This window comes from Virgibacillus sp. W0430, from assembly GCF_051846935.1.
Lineage (GTDB): Bacteria > Bacillota > Bacilli > Bacillales > Amphibacillaceae > JBPYCR01.
The window spans coordinates 64,340-78,964 of record NZ_JBPYCS010000002.1; the positions used below are offsets into that span (position 1 = coordinate 64,340).

At 39.7% G+C, this 14,625-nt stretch carries 12 protein-coding genes; 5 read left to right on the forward strand and 7 right to left on the reverse strand.

Going from position 1 to position 14,625, the window contains the following annotated elements; genetic code table 11:
• Positions 1-41: 41 nt before the first annotated feature.
• From ACLIBH_RS01480 to ACLIBH_RS01490, 3 genes are all read right to left on the reverse strand, one after another.
• The gene (locus ACLIBH_RS01480; protein WP_439315023.1) at positions 42-1,328 is read right to left on the reverse strand and encodes a (Fe-S)-binding protein; all 1,287 of its coding nucleotides are present in this window, start codon (positions 1,326-1,328) and stop codon (positions 42-44) included.
• A gap of 1,173 nt (positions 1,329-2,501) precedes the next feature.
• Positions 2,502-4,172 (reverse strand): arginine--tRNA ligase, encoded by a 1,671-nt coding sequence (gene argS / locus ACLIBH_RS01485; RefSeq protein ID WP_439314901.1) that lies wholly within the window; start codon positions 4,170-4,172, stop codon positions 2,502-2,504.
• Complete coding sequence (locus ACLIBH_RS01490) at positions 4,169-4,609, reverse strand: DUF1934 domain-containing protein (RefSeq protein WP_439314902.1); 441 nt, start codon at positions 4,607-4,609, stop codon at positions 4,169-4,171. Before ACLIBH_RS01490 ends, argS begins: the two co-directional genes overlap by 4 nt.
• Before the next feature lie 353 nt (positions 4,610-4,962).
• Here ACLIBH_RS01490 and ACLIBH_RS01495 point away from each other — a divergent pair, with 353 nt between their 5' ends.
• The gene (locus ACLIBH_RS01495; RefSeq protein WP_439314903.1) at positions 4,963-7,011 is read left to right on the forward strand and encodes a transglycosylase domain-containing protein; all 2,049 of its coding nucleotides are present in this window, start codon (positions 4,963-4,965) and stop codon (positions 7,009-7,011) included.
• A 262-nt stretch (positions 7,012-7,273) separates the two neighbouring features.
• Here the strand turns inward: ACLIBH_RS01495 and ACLIBH_RS01500 are convergent, their stop codons facing one another.
• On the reverse strand, positions 7,274-7,795 hold the full coding sequence (locus ACLIBH_RS01500) for a YwhD family protein (protein WP_439314904.1): 522 nt from the start codon (positions 7,793-7,795) through the stop codon (positions 7,274-7,276).
• A 563-nt stretch (positions 7,796-8,358) separates the two neighbouring features.
• Positions 8,359-9,669, reverse strand: a complete 1,311-nt coding sequence (locus tag ACLIBH_RS01505; protein WP_439314905.1) for an HD domain-containing protein — start codon at positions 9,667-9,669, stop codon at positions 8,359-8,361.
• Positions 9,670-9,761: 92 nt separating this feature from the next.
• Here ACLIBH_RS01505 and ACLIBH_RS01510 point away from each other — a divergent pair, with 92 nt between their 5' ends.
• The gene (locus tag ACLIBH_RS01510; protein ID WP_439314906.1) at positions 9,762-10,610 is read left to right on the forward strand and encodes a lipoate--protein ligase family protein; all 849 of its coding nucleotides are present in this window, start codon (positions 9,762-9,764) and stop codon (positions 10,608-10,610) included.
• An 18-nt stretch (positions 10,611-10,628) separates the two neighbouring features.
• Here the strand turns inward: ACLIBH_RS01510 and ACLIBH_RS01515 are convergent, their stop codons facing one another.
• Together ACLIBH_RS01515 and pta are read right to left on the reverse strand one after the other, a co-directional pair.
• Complete coding sequence (locus ACLIBH_RS01515) at positions 10,629-11,273, reverse strand: endonuclease III domain-containing protein (RefSeq protein WP_439314907.1); 645 nt, start codon at positions 11,271-11,273, stop codon at positions 10,629-10,631.
• An 87-nt stretch (positions 11,274-11,360) separates the two neighbouring features.
• Positions 11,361-12,332 (reverse strand): phosphate acetyltransferase, encoded by a 972-nt coding sequence (pta, locus tag ACLIBH_RS01520; RefSeq protein ID WP_439314908.1) that lies wholly within the window; start codon positions 12,330-12,332, stop codon positions 11,361-11,363.
• A 274-nt stretch (positions 12,333-12,606) separates the two neighbouring features.
• Here pta and hemQ point away from each other — a divergent pair, with 274 nt between their 5' ends.
• The 3 genes from hemQ to gerQ all read left to right on the forward strand — a co-directional run bounded on the left by hemQ (position 12,607) and on the right by gerQ (position 14,615).
• On the forward strand, positions 12,607-13,356 hold the full coding sequence (gene hemQ / locus ACLIBH_RS01525) for a hydrogen peroxide-dependent heme synthase (protein WP_439314909.1): 750 nt from the start codon (positions 12,607-12,609) through the stop codon (positions 13,354-13,356).
• Positions 13,357-13,718: 362 nt separating this feature from the next.
• The gene (locus ACLIBH_RS01530) at positions 13,719-14,141 is read left to right on the forward strand and encodes a cell wall hydrolase (RefSeq protein WP_439314910.1); all 423 of its coding nucleotides are present in this window, start codon (positions 13,719-13,721) and stop codon (positions 14,139-14,141) included.
• Positions 14,142-14,177: 36 nt separating this feature from the next.
• Positions 14,178-14,615 (forward strand): spore coat protein GerQ, encoded by a 438-nt coding sequence (gerQ, locus tag ACLIBH_RS01535; protein ID WP_439314911.1) that lies wholly within the window; start codon positions 14,178-14,180, stop codon positions 14,613-14,615.
• Positions 14,616-14,625: the final 10 nt, after the last annotated feature.

Consider the following 14,625-nt stretch of genomic DNA (forward strand, 5'->3'; position numbering starts at 1 on the left):
AAATTACGAAATATGGCATTCTAGTTAGTTAGTTAAGTAACCTAAGCTGTTTCTGTTTTGTTCTGTGGAAATACGGATAAGGCTAAAATTTCTGCAACATCCATCGTACTTATATCTTCTTCTACTTCCTTCGCTTTCGTACCGTCGCTTAGCATTGTTAGGCAAAATGGACACGCACTGGAGATCATTGTCGGTTCAACAGCGAGCGCCTGCTCTGTTCGGGCTACGTTTATTCGGTTTCCAGTCGTTTCTTCCGTCCACATCAACCCACCGCCCGCACCACAGCACATACCATTCTCTCGTGTTCGGCTCATTTCTACGAGGTCGAGTCCTGGAATTGAACGTAAAATTTCACGTGGTGGATCATAAACACCATTATATCTGCCTAAATAACAGGAATCATGGTACGTCAAACGTTCATCGATGGCTTGCTTCGGCTTCAGCCGGCCTTCCATTACGAGATCATATAACAGTTGTGTATGATGATATACTTCAGCAGTAAAACCAAAATCAGGATATTCATTTTTAAAAATATTATATGCATGAGGATCAATTGTAACGATTTTTCTTACATCGTTTTTCTCAAATGCTTTAATGTTCTTCTCGGCAATTTCTTGAAATAAAAACTCATTTCCAATTCGTCTTGCCGTGTCACCGGAATTTGCTTCTCGATTGCCTAAAATCGCAAATTCAATACCAGCTTCATTCATTAGTTTGGCAAAAGCAATCGCTATCTTCTGACTGCGACTATCATACGCACCCATGGAACTAACCCAAAATAAGTATTCAAAGCTTTTATCGACCTTTTTCAATTCTTTAATTGTAGGAATCGTAACCGTTTCATCGAGCTCTCTCCATTTTATTCGGTCTTTTTTCGATAAGCCCCAAGGATTCCCTTGCCTTTCTATATTCATAACTGCTCGCTGTGCTTCGGGATCGATTTTCCCTTCCGTCATCACAAGATAGCGGCGCATATCTATAATGTGTCCAACGTGCTCATTCATCACAGGACAAGCTTCTTCACAATTACGACAAGTTGTGCAGCCGGACAGCTCCTCCTCTGTTATCACATCGCCAATCATGCTTATCGCTTCCATCGTTGCCGATGCTTCTTTATTCCCTGCTTTTGCCAATTGATTCGCACTTTTATAGGTAAACGCATAAGCTGGTACCCATGGAGATTTCCCGGTAATAGCTGCTCCTTTTTCGTTCAAATGATTGCGCAGCTTGATCATAATGTCCATTGGAGACAGCATTTTACCTGTTCCTGATGCTGGACAAACATCGGTACAACGCCCACATTCTACACAAGCATAGAAGTCTAGCATTTGTTCTTGATCAAAGTCTTCTACTTTCCCAACTCCGAAGGATATTTCATCTTCCTCTGCATCTTCATCTAATTCAAAGTCAATTGTTTTTAGCTTTCCGGGTATACGTTTGCTAATAAACACATTGATCGGTGCTGCAATTAAATGCGCATGCTTTGATTGCGGTACATATATTAAAAATACGAGAATCGTAATTGTATGAATCCACCAAGCTATAAAAAATAAAATCATCGCCGTTTCCGGGCTTAGCCAGCTAAAAGCACGAGCTATTAAACTGGCAATTGGTTCTGTCCATGTCGTGCCTGTATTGTACCAGATTTGCGCCATGCCATTTCCAATTAATACAGACAGCATCAGCGTTCCTATAAAAACAAGTACAAGACCCGCTTTAAAGCCACGCTTTAGTCGAACGAGCTTCTCCACATACCTCCGGTAAAACGCCCATACGACAGCAATAAGAATCATTACTGTTACAAGCTCTTGAAAAAATGTAAAACCTGAATAAAACGCTCCAAATGGTAAGTGCGTACCTGGAGCAAGCCCTTTCACAAACATGTCAATCGCACCGAATTGCACGAGGATAAAACCATAAAACATCATTACATGAATAATTCCTGATTTCGGATCTTTTAATAATTTTGATTGACCGAAAACAATAACGACGATTTTCCGTAACCGTTCTTTCCATGCAAGATCAAATACGGTTTTCTTTCCTAGCTTAATATATGCATAACGAGTAGCCACTGCTTTGAAAAATAAATACAGTCCATACACTGTCACCGCAATGAATGCAATGCGATTAATAAGTAGAAATAAATCCATCCGGACGCTCCTCCCTTGTAAATAGTATAACGGATAATGAAGGCGATTGCATAAAAAAATAGAACTTTTAAACATCTCTTTTAAAAAATCATTTCGTACCTATAGCGAATATAAAAAGCCAGCCCATTAAGTGAGGCGCTTTGCCTTGTACTTAATTGAACTGGCTTGCATCTAAGGCTCGCTTTACTTTTTAAGTAAAGTCTATTAGATGTGGCAGTCGAATGATTAGATTACTTATTTTATACCAATGATTTGCCACATTGTCAACTAAACTTCGATACTTTTCCCACTGACGACTCGAACGTTTTATTCCACAATGCGTAATATTATGAACCGGCTGTTGTTCTTTTATTACATTTTTTCAGGTGCAGTAACACCAATTATGTTCAACGCATTCGCAATTGTTATTCTTACGGCTTTCATCAGTGCAATCCGTGCATTTGTTAAATCTATATGATCGCCATCAAGTACTTTTTCTGCGTTATAAAAGCTGTGTAATAACGAAGCTAAATCGAATACATATTGTGTTACTCGATAAGGTGTTTTCTGCTTTGCTGCTTCTGCAATCATCTGTGGAAATTCGCCTAATTTCTTCAGTAAGTCGACTTCTTTTTCAGCAGTAAGTAAAGATGCGTCATATGCGGCATTGATGGAAAAGCCTTTTTCTTCTGCTTGCTTCAGCATAGAACAAATACGGGCATGCGCATATTGCACATAGTATACTGGATTTTCATTCGACTTCGAACGAGCTAAATCAATATCAAAATCAAGCTGTGAATCATTGGAGCGTGTAACAAAGAAATACCTCGTAGCATCTACGCCTACTTCATCCATAAGCTCTCTTAACGATACTGCTTTACCTGTCCGTTTACTCATTCGTATTTTCTCACCGTTTTCAAACAAGTTAACCATTTGAATAATTTTTACTGCAAATCTTTCTTTAGCATAGCCAAGCGCTTGAATTGCTGCGCTCATTCTGGCAATATATCCGTGATGATCGGCACCCCAAACATTTATTATCGTATGGAAGCCTCGATCTAATTTATCCTGGTGATAGGCAATGTCCGGGGTTAAGTACGTATACGTTCCGTCTTGTTTAATAAGAACACGGTCTTTGTCATCTCCAAATGCAGTTGAACGTAACCAAGTTGCTCCGTCTTTTTCATACGTATAGTTCTCTTCTTCTAGTGTTCGCAATGCTTCAATTATTTTACCGCTCTCATATAACGACGTTTCCGAAAACCAGTTGTCAAAATAAACGCGAAAATCAGCTAAATCTTTTTTTATTTTTCCTAACTCATAATCTAATCCGTACGTTCGAAAAAAATGCAACCGTTCCGATTTATCCGCCTCTACCCACTTATCGCCATGGTCGGCTGCTAGCTTTTTCCCGATTTCAATAATATCTGCACCGTGATAGCCGTCCTCGGGCATCTCGGCATCCTTTCCTAGTGCTTGCATGTAGCGGGCCTCTACAGATAGTGCTAAGTTATCAATCTGATTTCCCGCATCATTAATGTAATATTCTCGTTCTACTTCATACCCTGCAGCTGACAGCACACTGCAAAGCACGTCGCCAAAAGCTGCACCACGTGCATGCCCTAGGTGAAGTTCCCCGGTCGGATTGACGGAAACAAACTCAACCTGAACACGTTCTCCTTTACCAGCGTCCGTTTTCCCATACGTATCTCCTGCTTGTAAAATAACCGGTATGACATCGCCCAAAAAATCACTCTTCATAAAAAAATTAATAAAGCCTGGGCCAGCGATTTCTATCTTTTCGATGGATCCTTTAGATGGATCGATGCTTGCAACGATTTCTTCTGCTATATTGCGAGGCGCTTTTTTAGCAATCCGCGCTAATTGCATTGCTATATTTGTTGCAAAGTCACCGTGTGATTTATCTTTTGGCTTTTCAAGCTTAATCGGCGGTAATTCCTTTTCAGTTGCTATATTCGCTCGTACTATGCTTGCTGTAATTTCTTGCTGCAATGTATGCTCAATTGTTTCTAGCAAATTCAATGTGTTTCCTCCTCTGTAAAAATAAGCTTTAATTGATGATCGCGCTTGGCTTGACCATTTAATTTAACTTGATATGAAATAAACAGCTCTCCTTCGCTTGTTTCATCGATTGGCTTATATACAAGTGTGTGCGTGAACGTCTCCATACCCATCTTGCCATACGGGTGCTGCAATTGACTTTCTGTTTTTTTATGCAGACGAAATTGCTGGTTCATTGTGATCACGCCTGTGCGTTTTATGTTTACTTTATTTGCATGGATTGTTATTAAATTTTTTATAGTACCATTTTCCTCACTGTTTTCATCAAAGGTCAACACACTTATCGTGCCGGTTTTGTGAAAGGTTCCAGTCGCCAGCACATGATTATGTTCCTCGTTGCCTTCGTCGTTAATAATGGAATGGAGGTTTACTTTTACTTTCTTTTTTATACGCTTCATCGCTTGCACTCCTGCTAAAAAGATGCTGGCATTTTTGCTCGTTGCTATGCTGCTTTTCCTTTTATCCTTTTATATGAACGTCTACCAATAGTTTATTATAACTGTATTTCGCCTGATTTCCAATTGAAAGGAGTAGTTAGCTTGATTCGTATTTGCGGGTGGATATTTAGATTTTTGAAAAACATCCTTTTTGTATCGAGATTCTTATTATTTCCGACCCCCGTTTCACGCTCATAAACGACTCCAATTGTCCGTCACAGGGTCTTGCTTGTCTATTTTATATACACGTGTTTAATTCTTTGTTCATTTTACCATAATGAACATATATCGAACTAAAATGGAGACAGACTTATATGGTGAATAGAAAACAATCCAGTAAAAAAAGAAGCTTTCTAAAAAAAATCGTATATACGACTGTTTTGTTATTCCTTGCTCTTATTAGTGGTACGTTTATTGTAATTTTCCTTAGTGGCCCACCTAATTTAGAAAAGGAACATAACACGATATATTACAGTCATACAGGAACGGTAATTGGGAACGAACAAGGGCTGGAAAGTCGGTACGCCGTTTCACTAAATGAGATCCCTGATCAGTTGATCCAAGCTACACTCCAAGTGGAGGATCAGCATTTTTATACCCATCATGGTTTTGATTATAAACGAATTGTCCGAGCGCTTTTAAAAAACGTACAAACACGATCGCTTAAGGAAGGCGCAAGCACCCTTACACAGCAATATGCACGTAATTTATACTTAAGTCATGAGAAAACATGGGTTCGAAAGTTGAAGGAAGCTTTTTATACCCTTCGATTGGAAGCTTTTTATTCGAAGGATGAAATATTGGAAGGGTATTTGAATATCATTTATTATGGGCACGGTGCATATGGCGTTGAAGCGGCGAGTCAAACGTTTTTTGATAAGCATGTCAATGAGCTCACGTTGCCAGAAGCGGCAATGCTTGCTGGAATTCCGAAAGGTCCAACGTACTATTCGCCATTTAACGATGAAGAAAGAGCAAAGAATCGGCAAGAAAAAATATTGCGTTTATTGCGTAATAAAAAATTGATAACAGAAGCCGAGTATGTGCTCGCTAAACAGTCACCTTTGAAATATGCACCACTGAAAAACAAGCGTACATCAGAGGTTGGCCCATATTTTCAGGATATTGCATTAAACGAAGCAAGCCGGCTATTAGACATGCCGATTGATGATATAAAAACAGCAGGATTACATATATATACGACGGTAGATGTACCTATGCAAAAGCAGCTCGAAGCTCATATTGAACGTCAAATCGATTCGACGAGCGAGCTGGAGGTTGGCGCGATTGCCATGAACCCTAAGACCGGTGCAATTAAAGCTCTCGTTGGTGGCCGTTCTTATGTTAATAGCCCGTTTAATCGAGCAGTTTCAGCAAGGCGAATGACAGGATCAAGCTTTAAGCCCTTTTTATATTACACAGCATTAAATTATGGCTATACCGCTAGTACGATGTTGATTAGCAAGCCGACTGTATTTGAGATGGACAATGGAAAAGTGTATAAGCCCGCTAATTTTAATGACTATTATGCAAATAAACCAATTACACTCGCGCAAGCTTTGGCTTTATCGGACAATATTTATGCTGTGAAAACAAATGTTTTTCTTGGTCCCGATAAATTAGTTGAAACAGCAAAGCAGCTTGGAATCTCAAGCCCACTACCAGCTGTGCCTGCACTTGCGCTCGGTTCTGTTTCCGTTTCGGTCAATGAAATGGTAACCGCTTACAGTATTTTTGCCAATGGCGGGCGAACGGTTAAAAGCTATACAATTAAAGAAATAGTTGATCGCCATGGGAACACATTATACGAGCGTAAAGAATTAGTTGGAAAGCAAATGCTTGACCGTAAAAAAACGTTTATAATTACCGATTTAATGACAGGTATGTTTGACGACGGATGGAACGATTACATGCAAGTAACCGGTTCAGCCATTGCAGACCAACTCAGCCGCACCTATGCCGGAAAATCAGGTACTACAAAATTCGATAGCTGGATGATTGGTTTTAGTCCATCGCTTGCTACAGCAATATGGACAGGCTATGACGATAACCGGCCACTTACGAAGACGAGCGAAACAGCGTACGCCAAAAAGATATGGGCTGCTTTCATGGAGGCTGCCCATAAGGAAACACGACCCGAAAGCTTTCCTGTTCCAAGTGGGGTAATACGAGTTGCGATTGATCCTGCTACAGGTCACATCGCTACGCCGTACTGTCCAACGAGGCAATCTGTTTATTTCGAAGAGGAAAACAAACCAAACAGATACTGTCAGCTGCATTTTCACATAGAAGAGAGAAGTATTGAGGAACAAGAAGATGATGAACAAAGCATTATAGACCGTCTGTTAAATATACTAAGGTAACGTACTAGATGCTCAACTCAAACGAATGCAGCCAATGCCCTGAAGCAATTGTTTTTTTAACATGCTACACAATGGGTGGTGTCTAATTTGTTGTTTCTACGCAAGCAATAAAAGAAGCTGACCTATGCAGAATTCCTTCTGCTTTTTGGTCAGCTTCTTTTTTGTCCTAGCAAGCATGTGTAGCCCATGTATTTCTATATTACAAACTCCTGAACCAAAGCACAAGATTTTATTGACATATTCTTCATTTGTCACAAAGTGTTCACGATTTTGACAATGCTTGGAACAGTTCCTCGTTTGAATTGCTCCACATGTCCTCGTTAAATCCAACTAAAAAATCCCGCAACAATTGTTTCGAATGTTCATCCATATGATCGAGTATAACTTTGCCTTTCAACGACTTCTCCATATGCGTTACATGCTCAGCCATTGATTTATATGCTCGTTTATTTTGTCGATCGACTCGAAGCTCGCTCGCAGCTACTCCTGCGTAATATGGGCCGTTCTCCCCTCTCTCAACCGTAACCCAAACAATCCAGTACAATTGACCGTCTGGAACTTCTTTGCGCTCCGAGAAATATTTAACTCGTCGTTCAATATCACTGCGGGCATGCATCGCATCCATATCGACGTATGCTTTATTTTCGTTCGGATCAACGATGACCGATGACATGTTCTCTAAACTAATGGAACCAATTCCGTACCCACCATGGCCGTCGGTAGAATCATCTTTAATAATTGTAAAGCTCTTTTGTTTTTTATTTGAAGCTTGACCTTTATCCAATACCGATCCTCCTCGCATCTTTTGTATAAGCTTTCTTTTTAACTTATTACGTACTCATTTATTAAGGTATAGCATAATTAATTATCTCTGGACATATCGATACAAATTTTCAATCGTGCTTGTAATTCAATTGTAGCATCGTTTTATACTATTTTCACTTATGCTAAAGCAAACGATTGAGTCACGTATTTGTGGGTGTTATTTTAAGAAGTTAAAAAACCTCTCTTTGTATTCGTTAACTTTAGTATTGATTCCTACCGACCGCAGTAGATATACACTACGCTTTCCGAGGAGGCTGAAGCCGTGCCCGCGGAAAGCATCCACCTGCAGGGAAAATCAACGGTGTTATTCATGTGTATATCGTTCGAAGTAAAATTAATCATATATTATCTAGATTAGATTCGTGCATCTGTTCTCCCCACAAACATTTTACTCATACAAAGCAAACGATAGGTGAAACATTTATAAACAGCTATTTTAAGAAGCTTGATAGTTGTATTTGTTGTTTTCATTAACATTGGCGACTCAGCGAAACATCTCGTTATGTTCCGTTCCCTTATAAACTACGATTCGTGCGTACATCCATTCTCATAGAGTAGCGACCAGATCGCTTGCTTTAAATGTGTGTCCTCCAATTGATCAATAAAGTCCTTCGGGAAGTAGAGCTTATCATCTGTTCGAGTTTTTCCAGTGATTGCGTCAACGATGGTTGAATGCTCTGACAGCTCTTTTAATTTTTTGTCCGGCATTTGTAAATAAATAGGTACACGTTCTTCCTTCCCTTTTCTGTACACGTCGTAAGGAAGATCAGAAGATGAGTCGCTCACCAAATAATACGCTGGGTCAATGCCCGCCTTTCTAAATAAATGCTCCAATTGCGCTCTTTTTTCAATATGTTCCTCTGGTGAAAATTCAATATATTTAAATAAGCGACGATTCATAAAACGCTCGCATAAATCACGTAAAATTACGTCCTCTTCTTCCTGCCATTGTTGAAAGTAGGAATATACACTAGCCTCATCCAACTTTAGATAGTCTTTAAGACAAACGTTCCCTTTAAAAAACGAAATAAGTTGAACTGGCTTTAGGTTAAAGCGATATCCATTTAAATATAAATACTTAGCACGGTGAAATATTTTCGTTAAAATTACATCCGCACTTCGTGTAACCGGATGAAAATACACTTGCCAATACATTTGATAGCGAGACATGATGTAATCTTCGACTGCGTGCATACCTGTCGATTTAATAACTACTTGATCCTCCACAGGGCGCATTACTCGAAGGATTCTTTCCATATCAAAATGACCATAGCTTACTCCCGTGTAGTAAGCGTCTCGTTGCAAATAATCCATCCGATCAGCATCCATTTGACTAGAAATCAAACTAATGACTAGCTTATCCTTGTACGTCTTTTCAATTACAGCCGCAACTGCTTTGGGAAAGTCGTCCCCTACCTTACGTAGTACTTTGTTAACCGCTGTATCCCCTAAAATGATCTTCCGTGTATACGACTCATGGTCCAGTTGAAATACTTTTTCAAATGAGTGTGAAAAAGGGCCGTGGCCAAGGTCATGAAGTAATGCCGCGCATAAAGCGAGCAATCGTTCTTCTTTATTCCAGTTTGGATTGTTTTCAATTTTATTAACCATACGGCGGACAATTTCATATACACCGAGCGAGTGATTAAATCGACTATGCTCTGCACCATGAAACGTTAAGTACGTCGTACCAAGCTGTTTAATTCTACGTAGCCGTTGAAACTCGGGTGTTGCAATTAAATCCCAAACTACACGGTCTTTCACTCGAACGTATCGGTGAACCGGATCTTTAAATACTTTCACTTCATTCAATTGCTCATTTTTATATACCATCGTATTCAGCCCGTTTCTTTTATCCCTTTTAATTTTATTATATAATAGATACGCTCTGTAACAAAGAATTGCATGTTTAAAGGAGATAAAACGTGGGAAACTTGGAAGAAATTATATATAATAAAAAATTTCGCTATATAAATCACACAAACCTTCATACATTCTACAACAAGCCATATACAGCATTAACATCTTTCGCTATAGACGACGCATTGGCATTATCTGTTGGTGCAGGCGAGTCGGCACCTGTTATTCGGCTCTGGTCGCATCCGAAAACGGTTGTGCTCGGTATCCCTGACACCCGCCTTCCGTATATTGAAGAAGGGCTAGATTACTTAAGTGCTGCCGGCTTTCACATCGTTGTACGTAATTCTGGCGGTCTAGCTGTTCCCTTAGATGAAGGCGTATTAAACTTGTCACTCATTTTGCCAGATGTACAAAACGTATCAATCCATGATGGATATGAAGCGATGTATCGGTTCATCCAATCACTATTTATTGATTTAACCGCTCACATAAAAGCATATGAAATCGTTGGCTCTTACTGTCCAGGAGATTTTGACTTAAGTATTGATGGGATAAAATTCGCAGGAATATCTCAGCGTAGAGTAAAGCAAGGTGCTGCCATTCAAATTTACTTAGATGTTGAAGGAGATAGCTTTCAACGAGCGCACCATATTCAGTCGTTTTACACGATTAGCAAAAAGACGGCTCATACAAAATTTGCATATCCAACGGTCGATCCGACTAAAATGGGTTCTTTGTCAACACTGCTTGGAATACCAATTACCGTACAAGATGTTCAATCACGTGTTTACTCTACGATGAAAGCGTTCGGCACTCCGTTTACATCTAACACGCTCTCACTTGATGAAGAGGCGCAATTTTATAAACGGTATGACCAAATGATAAAGCGAAATAATAAAATTAGTAAACGTTAAAATAGCGAGCGCTTTTAACTAATCTGAAATGCGCTGATTACAAATTGTGATTAGCGGACATTCGTGACAGCGTGGAACAGCCGTACATATTGTTTTTGCATGTTCAACTAATAAAGCATGAAATTCATTGTACACTGTATAACTATCGGGCAGCTGGCTTTCAACCTCTGCCCGAAAAGCATCATACGATTGCGGCATATCCCAACCTAGTCGATAAAATATTTTGCGCGCATATGCGTCCACAACAAAAGCGGAATGTTGAAATACATATACGAGCATAACATCTGCCGTTTCTCTACCAATCCCAGTAATGGAGAGAAGCTCCTCTCTCAGTCGAAGGAAATTTAGTTTTTTTATCTCCGTCACGCTAAAATTATACGTTTTAAACCATGACATAAACGCTTTTATCCGCTGTGCTTTGACGTTATAAAACCCTGTTGAGCGAATTAATTGCGAAAGCTTCTCCTCTGATAGCTGATCTATTTTAGTAGGCGACATATACGGCGTCAATTGAATAAGTGCCTTTTCCACTTGCGTCCACCTTGTATTTTGTACAAGAATTGCTCCGATCATCACTTCAAAGTCCGTTTTTGCTGGCCACCAGCTTTGCGGACCATATGTAGAATACAATGTTTTATACAACGAATAAAAAGTTTTTTTCATTGCCTTGCTCCATTCGCTTTATAAAAAGTAACGCACTCTAATTAGTTAACTATTACGTTACGTGCTTTTCTACACCTGTACAAGAAACTATTTTGCTTGTGCTGCCGTTATTATTGCCAATTTATAAACATCTGCTTCATTGCAGCCACGCGATAAATCATTGACCGGCTGATTCAACCCTTGTAAAATAGGACCCACTGCTTCAAAGCCTCCTAGGCGTTGTGCAATTTTATAGCCTATATTCCCTGCATCCAAATTTGGGAAAATAAATACGTTTGCATCCCCTTTAATCGGAGAATCGGGTGCCTTCTTCGCTGCGACACTTGGTACGAAAGCCGCATCAAATTGAAATTCTCCATCTATTTTCAATTCTGGAGCAGCACCTTTCGCCAACTTTAATGCGTTTGTCACCTTTTCTGTTTCTTCCGATGAAGCTGAGCCTTTTGTTGAGAAGCTTAACATGGCAACACGAGGTTCGATTCCAAACAAACGAGCCGTTTCTGCACTAGCGATTGCGATTTCCGCCAAGTCTGCACTAGTTGGTGCAATATTTATAGCACAATCTGCAAAAATGTATTTTTCTTCTCCTCTTACCATAATAAACAAACCAGATGTTTTATTTATATGTGCTTGTGTTTTAATGATTTGCAGCGCTGGGCGCACCGTATCGGTCGTCGAGTGAACAGCACCGCTTACTAAGCCATCTGCTTCATTTAAGTACACGAGCATCGTTCCAAAATAATTTGCGTCTAACAACATACTTTCCGCTTGTTCTTTCGTTACTTTCCCTTTTCTTCGTTCTACAAAAGAGTCAATCATCCGATCCATCGCTTCGTATTTTTTTGGATCCACAATTTTACATGCTTGAATATTAATACGTAATTCTTTTGCCCTTTCGTTAATCTTATCTGCCGCTCCGATTAACATTGGCGTTAAAAGACCTTCAGAACTAAGCTTACTAGCTGCCTGTAAAATTCGTTCGTCTAATGCTTCAGGGAATACAATCCTTTTCTTTTGCTTTTGTAAAGATACCTTCAAGTTTGTGAATACGTCTGCCATGAATATACCTCCAATTCCGTACAGAGAACCTATCCTGCTGCACATCTATAATAGTCCTCATTATAGCAACATGTAGCATAGTTGTTAAGCGATGCACGTTTTTTACTACACCGTTGAAAACAACTCTTGCTTCGAGCGATACTGCTCTAGCGGCTACTAAATGCAAACAATCTTTAACTACTTTATGACATCGTCCGTATGAAAGGTTATCCTTACTCCTTTTGTGTTATATTAAGAAAAGAGCCTATTTACATTTGTTGAAGGAGAGATCGTAATGGTTGAAGCAGTAGAAACTTTTGATGGCTGGTATTGTTTACATGATATGCGAACAATAGATTGGACATCGTGGAAGCTAGCGTCTGAAGCAGAGCGTCATGCTGCACGAGTAGAATTTGAACAGCTTATTGAAAAATGGGAGAATACGGAAAAGCAAAAAGAAGGAAGCCATGCGCATTATAAGGTAGTCGGTCAAAAGGCAGATATACTATTTATGTTCCTTCGTCCAACAGTAGAAGAGCTGGTTGATTTAGAAACCGAGTTAAATAAAACGTTGTTAGCTGACTATATGGTCAAGGCACATTCATACGTATCCGTCGTAGAAATATCAAGATACCAGCCTGAAAAAGAAGGTATCGATTATGGGGCATTGCCTGAAATTCAAGAGCGTCTTTATCCAACACTGCCAAAGTGGGAGTATATTTCTTTCTATCCGATGAACCGTCGTCGAGAAGGCGAAGAGAATTGGTATACATTAGAAAAACGTGTACGCGGCAAATTATTATACGAGCATAGTAAAACAGGCCGTAAATATGCTGGGAAAATAAAACAAATCATTACAGGCTCAATTGGCTTTGATGATTGGGAATGGGGCGTCACTCTATTTGCCCATGATGTGTTGGAGTTGAAAAAAATCGTATATGAAATGCGCTTCGATGAAGTAAGCTCTCGTTACGGTGAATTTGGATACTTTTTCATCGGTAACAAGCTTGAAAAGTCAGAGCTAGCGGCATATTTATACGTTTAACGTAAACCGTAAATTTGTATTGAATTGTAAACAAACTGCACCCTATTTGCTAAAAGCAAACATAGGGTGCTTTTTTCGTTCGGTTAAAGGTCGTACCGTTCGTATCGTACCAATGTGTTATAAGCCTGCATGGTCATTTTTTCCGATTCCGCCTGCATAGCTGATCATTGACAAAAGATTTTATATTTTCCCCTTACTTTATTCGTGCTTATGCACATTCCTTCATGACATATCCGTTTGATATCCTTAGTCATATTTCACTATTTCTGTGCATATATTTGAGTAGTTAAGCCAATCCAGAAGATGGTGGATTTTCTACCAATCGCTATGTTTATCCACCTACAAAGAAAAGAGGTGTATGTATGGCTGTTGTAGCCCACACTGAAGAAGATGTAGCATTGCTAGCTCGATTAATCCGTGCGGAAGCAGAGGGGGATGGCGAGCTTGGGATGCTTATGGTCGGAAACGTTGGAGTAAATCGAATCGTCTCCAATTGTCTTGATTTTACACAACTGCGCTCCATTCCTGACATGGTATATCAAAGTCCAGGAGGGTATGAAGCAACCCAAAAAGGCTACTTTTATCAAAGAGCAAGAGAAGCGGATAAACGCTTAGCACGTCGCGTCCTTAAGGGAGAGCGTTTTCATCCGGCTACAAATTCGCTCTGGTTTTTCATGCCTGAAGGTGGTTGTCCAGCACAATGGTTCGGACAATGGAACACGGGAAGATATAAGGCCCATTGCTTTTTCTCCCCTGCACAAAGTGAGTGTCCTGCAGTTTACTAGGAAGGAAATACATATAACTATTTAGGAGGTATTACGATGAGTGAAAATCAAAATCAGCCTTATTCCGCTTCATTCCAGCAAACATATCCGTACTATTATTACCCGCAATCATCCCCAGCTTATTATCCAATGTACACTAGGCAACAGCCAATGTCCCCGACGCAAACGAGTTTTAACGTGCAAGGTATGCTGCCACCACAACAATCATATATTGAGAATATTTTACGGTTAAATAAAGGGAAACAAGCTACTGTTTACATGACATTTGCCGAAAGCAGCGAATGGAACAATCGAATTTTTAAGGGGATTATTGAAGCAGCAGGTAGAGACCACCTTATACTAAGTGATCCTGAAACAAATAAGCGGTATTTGTTGTTAATGGTTTATTTGGATTACGTCACATTTGATGAGGAAATCAATTACACGTATCCATATGGAGCCTCTGCTGATTTAGCAAATTACCCACCAAGATAGTACGCATTCA

Excerpts from the sequence above, each read along its gene's own strand:
- ACLIBH_RS01480 (WP_439315023.1), bottom strand. The coding sequence starts at position 1,328 with ATGCTAGACTTCTATGCTTGTGTAGAATGTGGGCGTTGTACCGATGTT.
- ACLIBH_RS01490 (WP_439314902.1), bottom strand. The coding sequence starts at position 4,609 with ATGAAGCGTATAAAAAAGAAAGTAAAAGTAAACCTCCATTCCATTATT.
- ACLIBH_RS01495 (WP_439314903.1), top strand. The coding sequence starts at position 4,963 with ATGGTGAATAGAAAACAATCCAGTAAAAAAAGAAGCTTTCTAAAAAAA.
- ACLIBH_RS01505 (WP_439314905.1), bottom strand. The coding sequence starts at position 9,669 with ATGGTATATAAAAATGAGCAATTGAATGAAGTGAAAGTATTTAAAGAT.
- ACLIBH_RS01515 (WP_439314907.1), bottom strand. The coding sequence starts at position 11,273 with ATGAAAAAAACTTTTTATTCGTTGTATAAAACATTGTATTCTACATAT.
- pta (WP_439314908.1), bottom strand. The coding sequence starts at position 12,332 with ATGGCAGACGTATTCACAAACTTGAAGGTATCTTTACAAAAGCAAAAG.
- hemQ (WP_439314909.1), top strand. The coding sequence starts at position 12,607 with ATGGTTGAAGCAGTAGAAACTTTTGATGGCTGGTATTGTTTACATGAT.
- ACLIBH_RS01530 (WP_439314910.1), top strand. The coding sequence starts at position 13,719 with ATGGCTGTTGTAGCCCACACTGAAGAAGATGTAGCATTGCTAGCTCGA.
- gerQ (WP_439314911.1), top strand. The coding sequence starts at position 14,178 with ATGAGTGAAAATCAAAATCAGCCTTATTCCGCTTCATTCCAGCAAACA.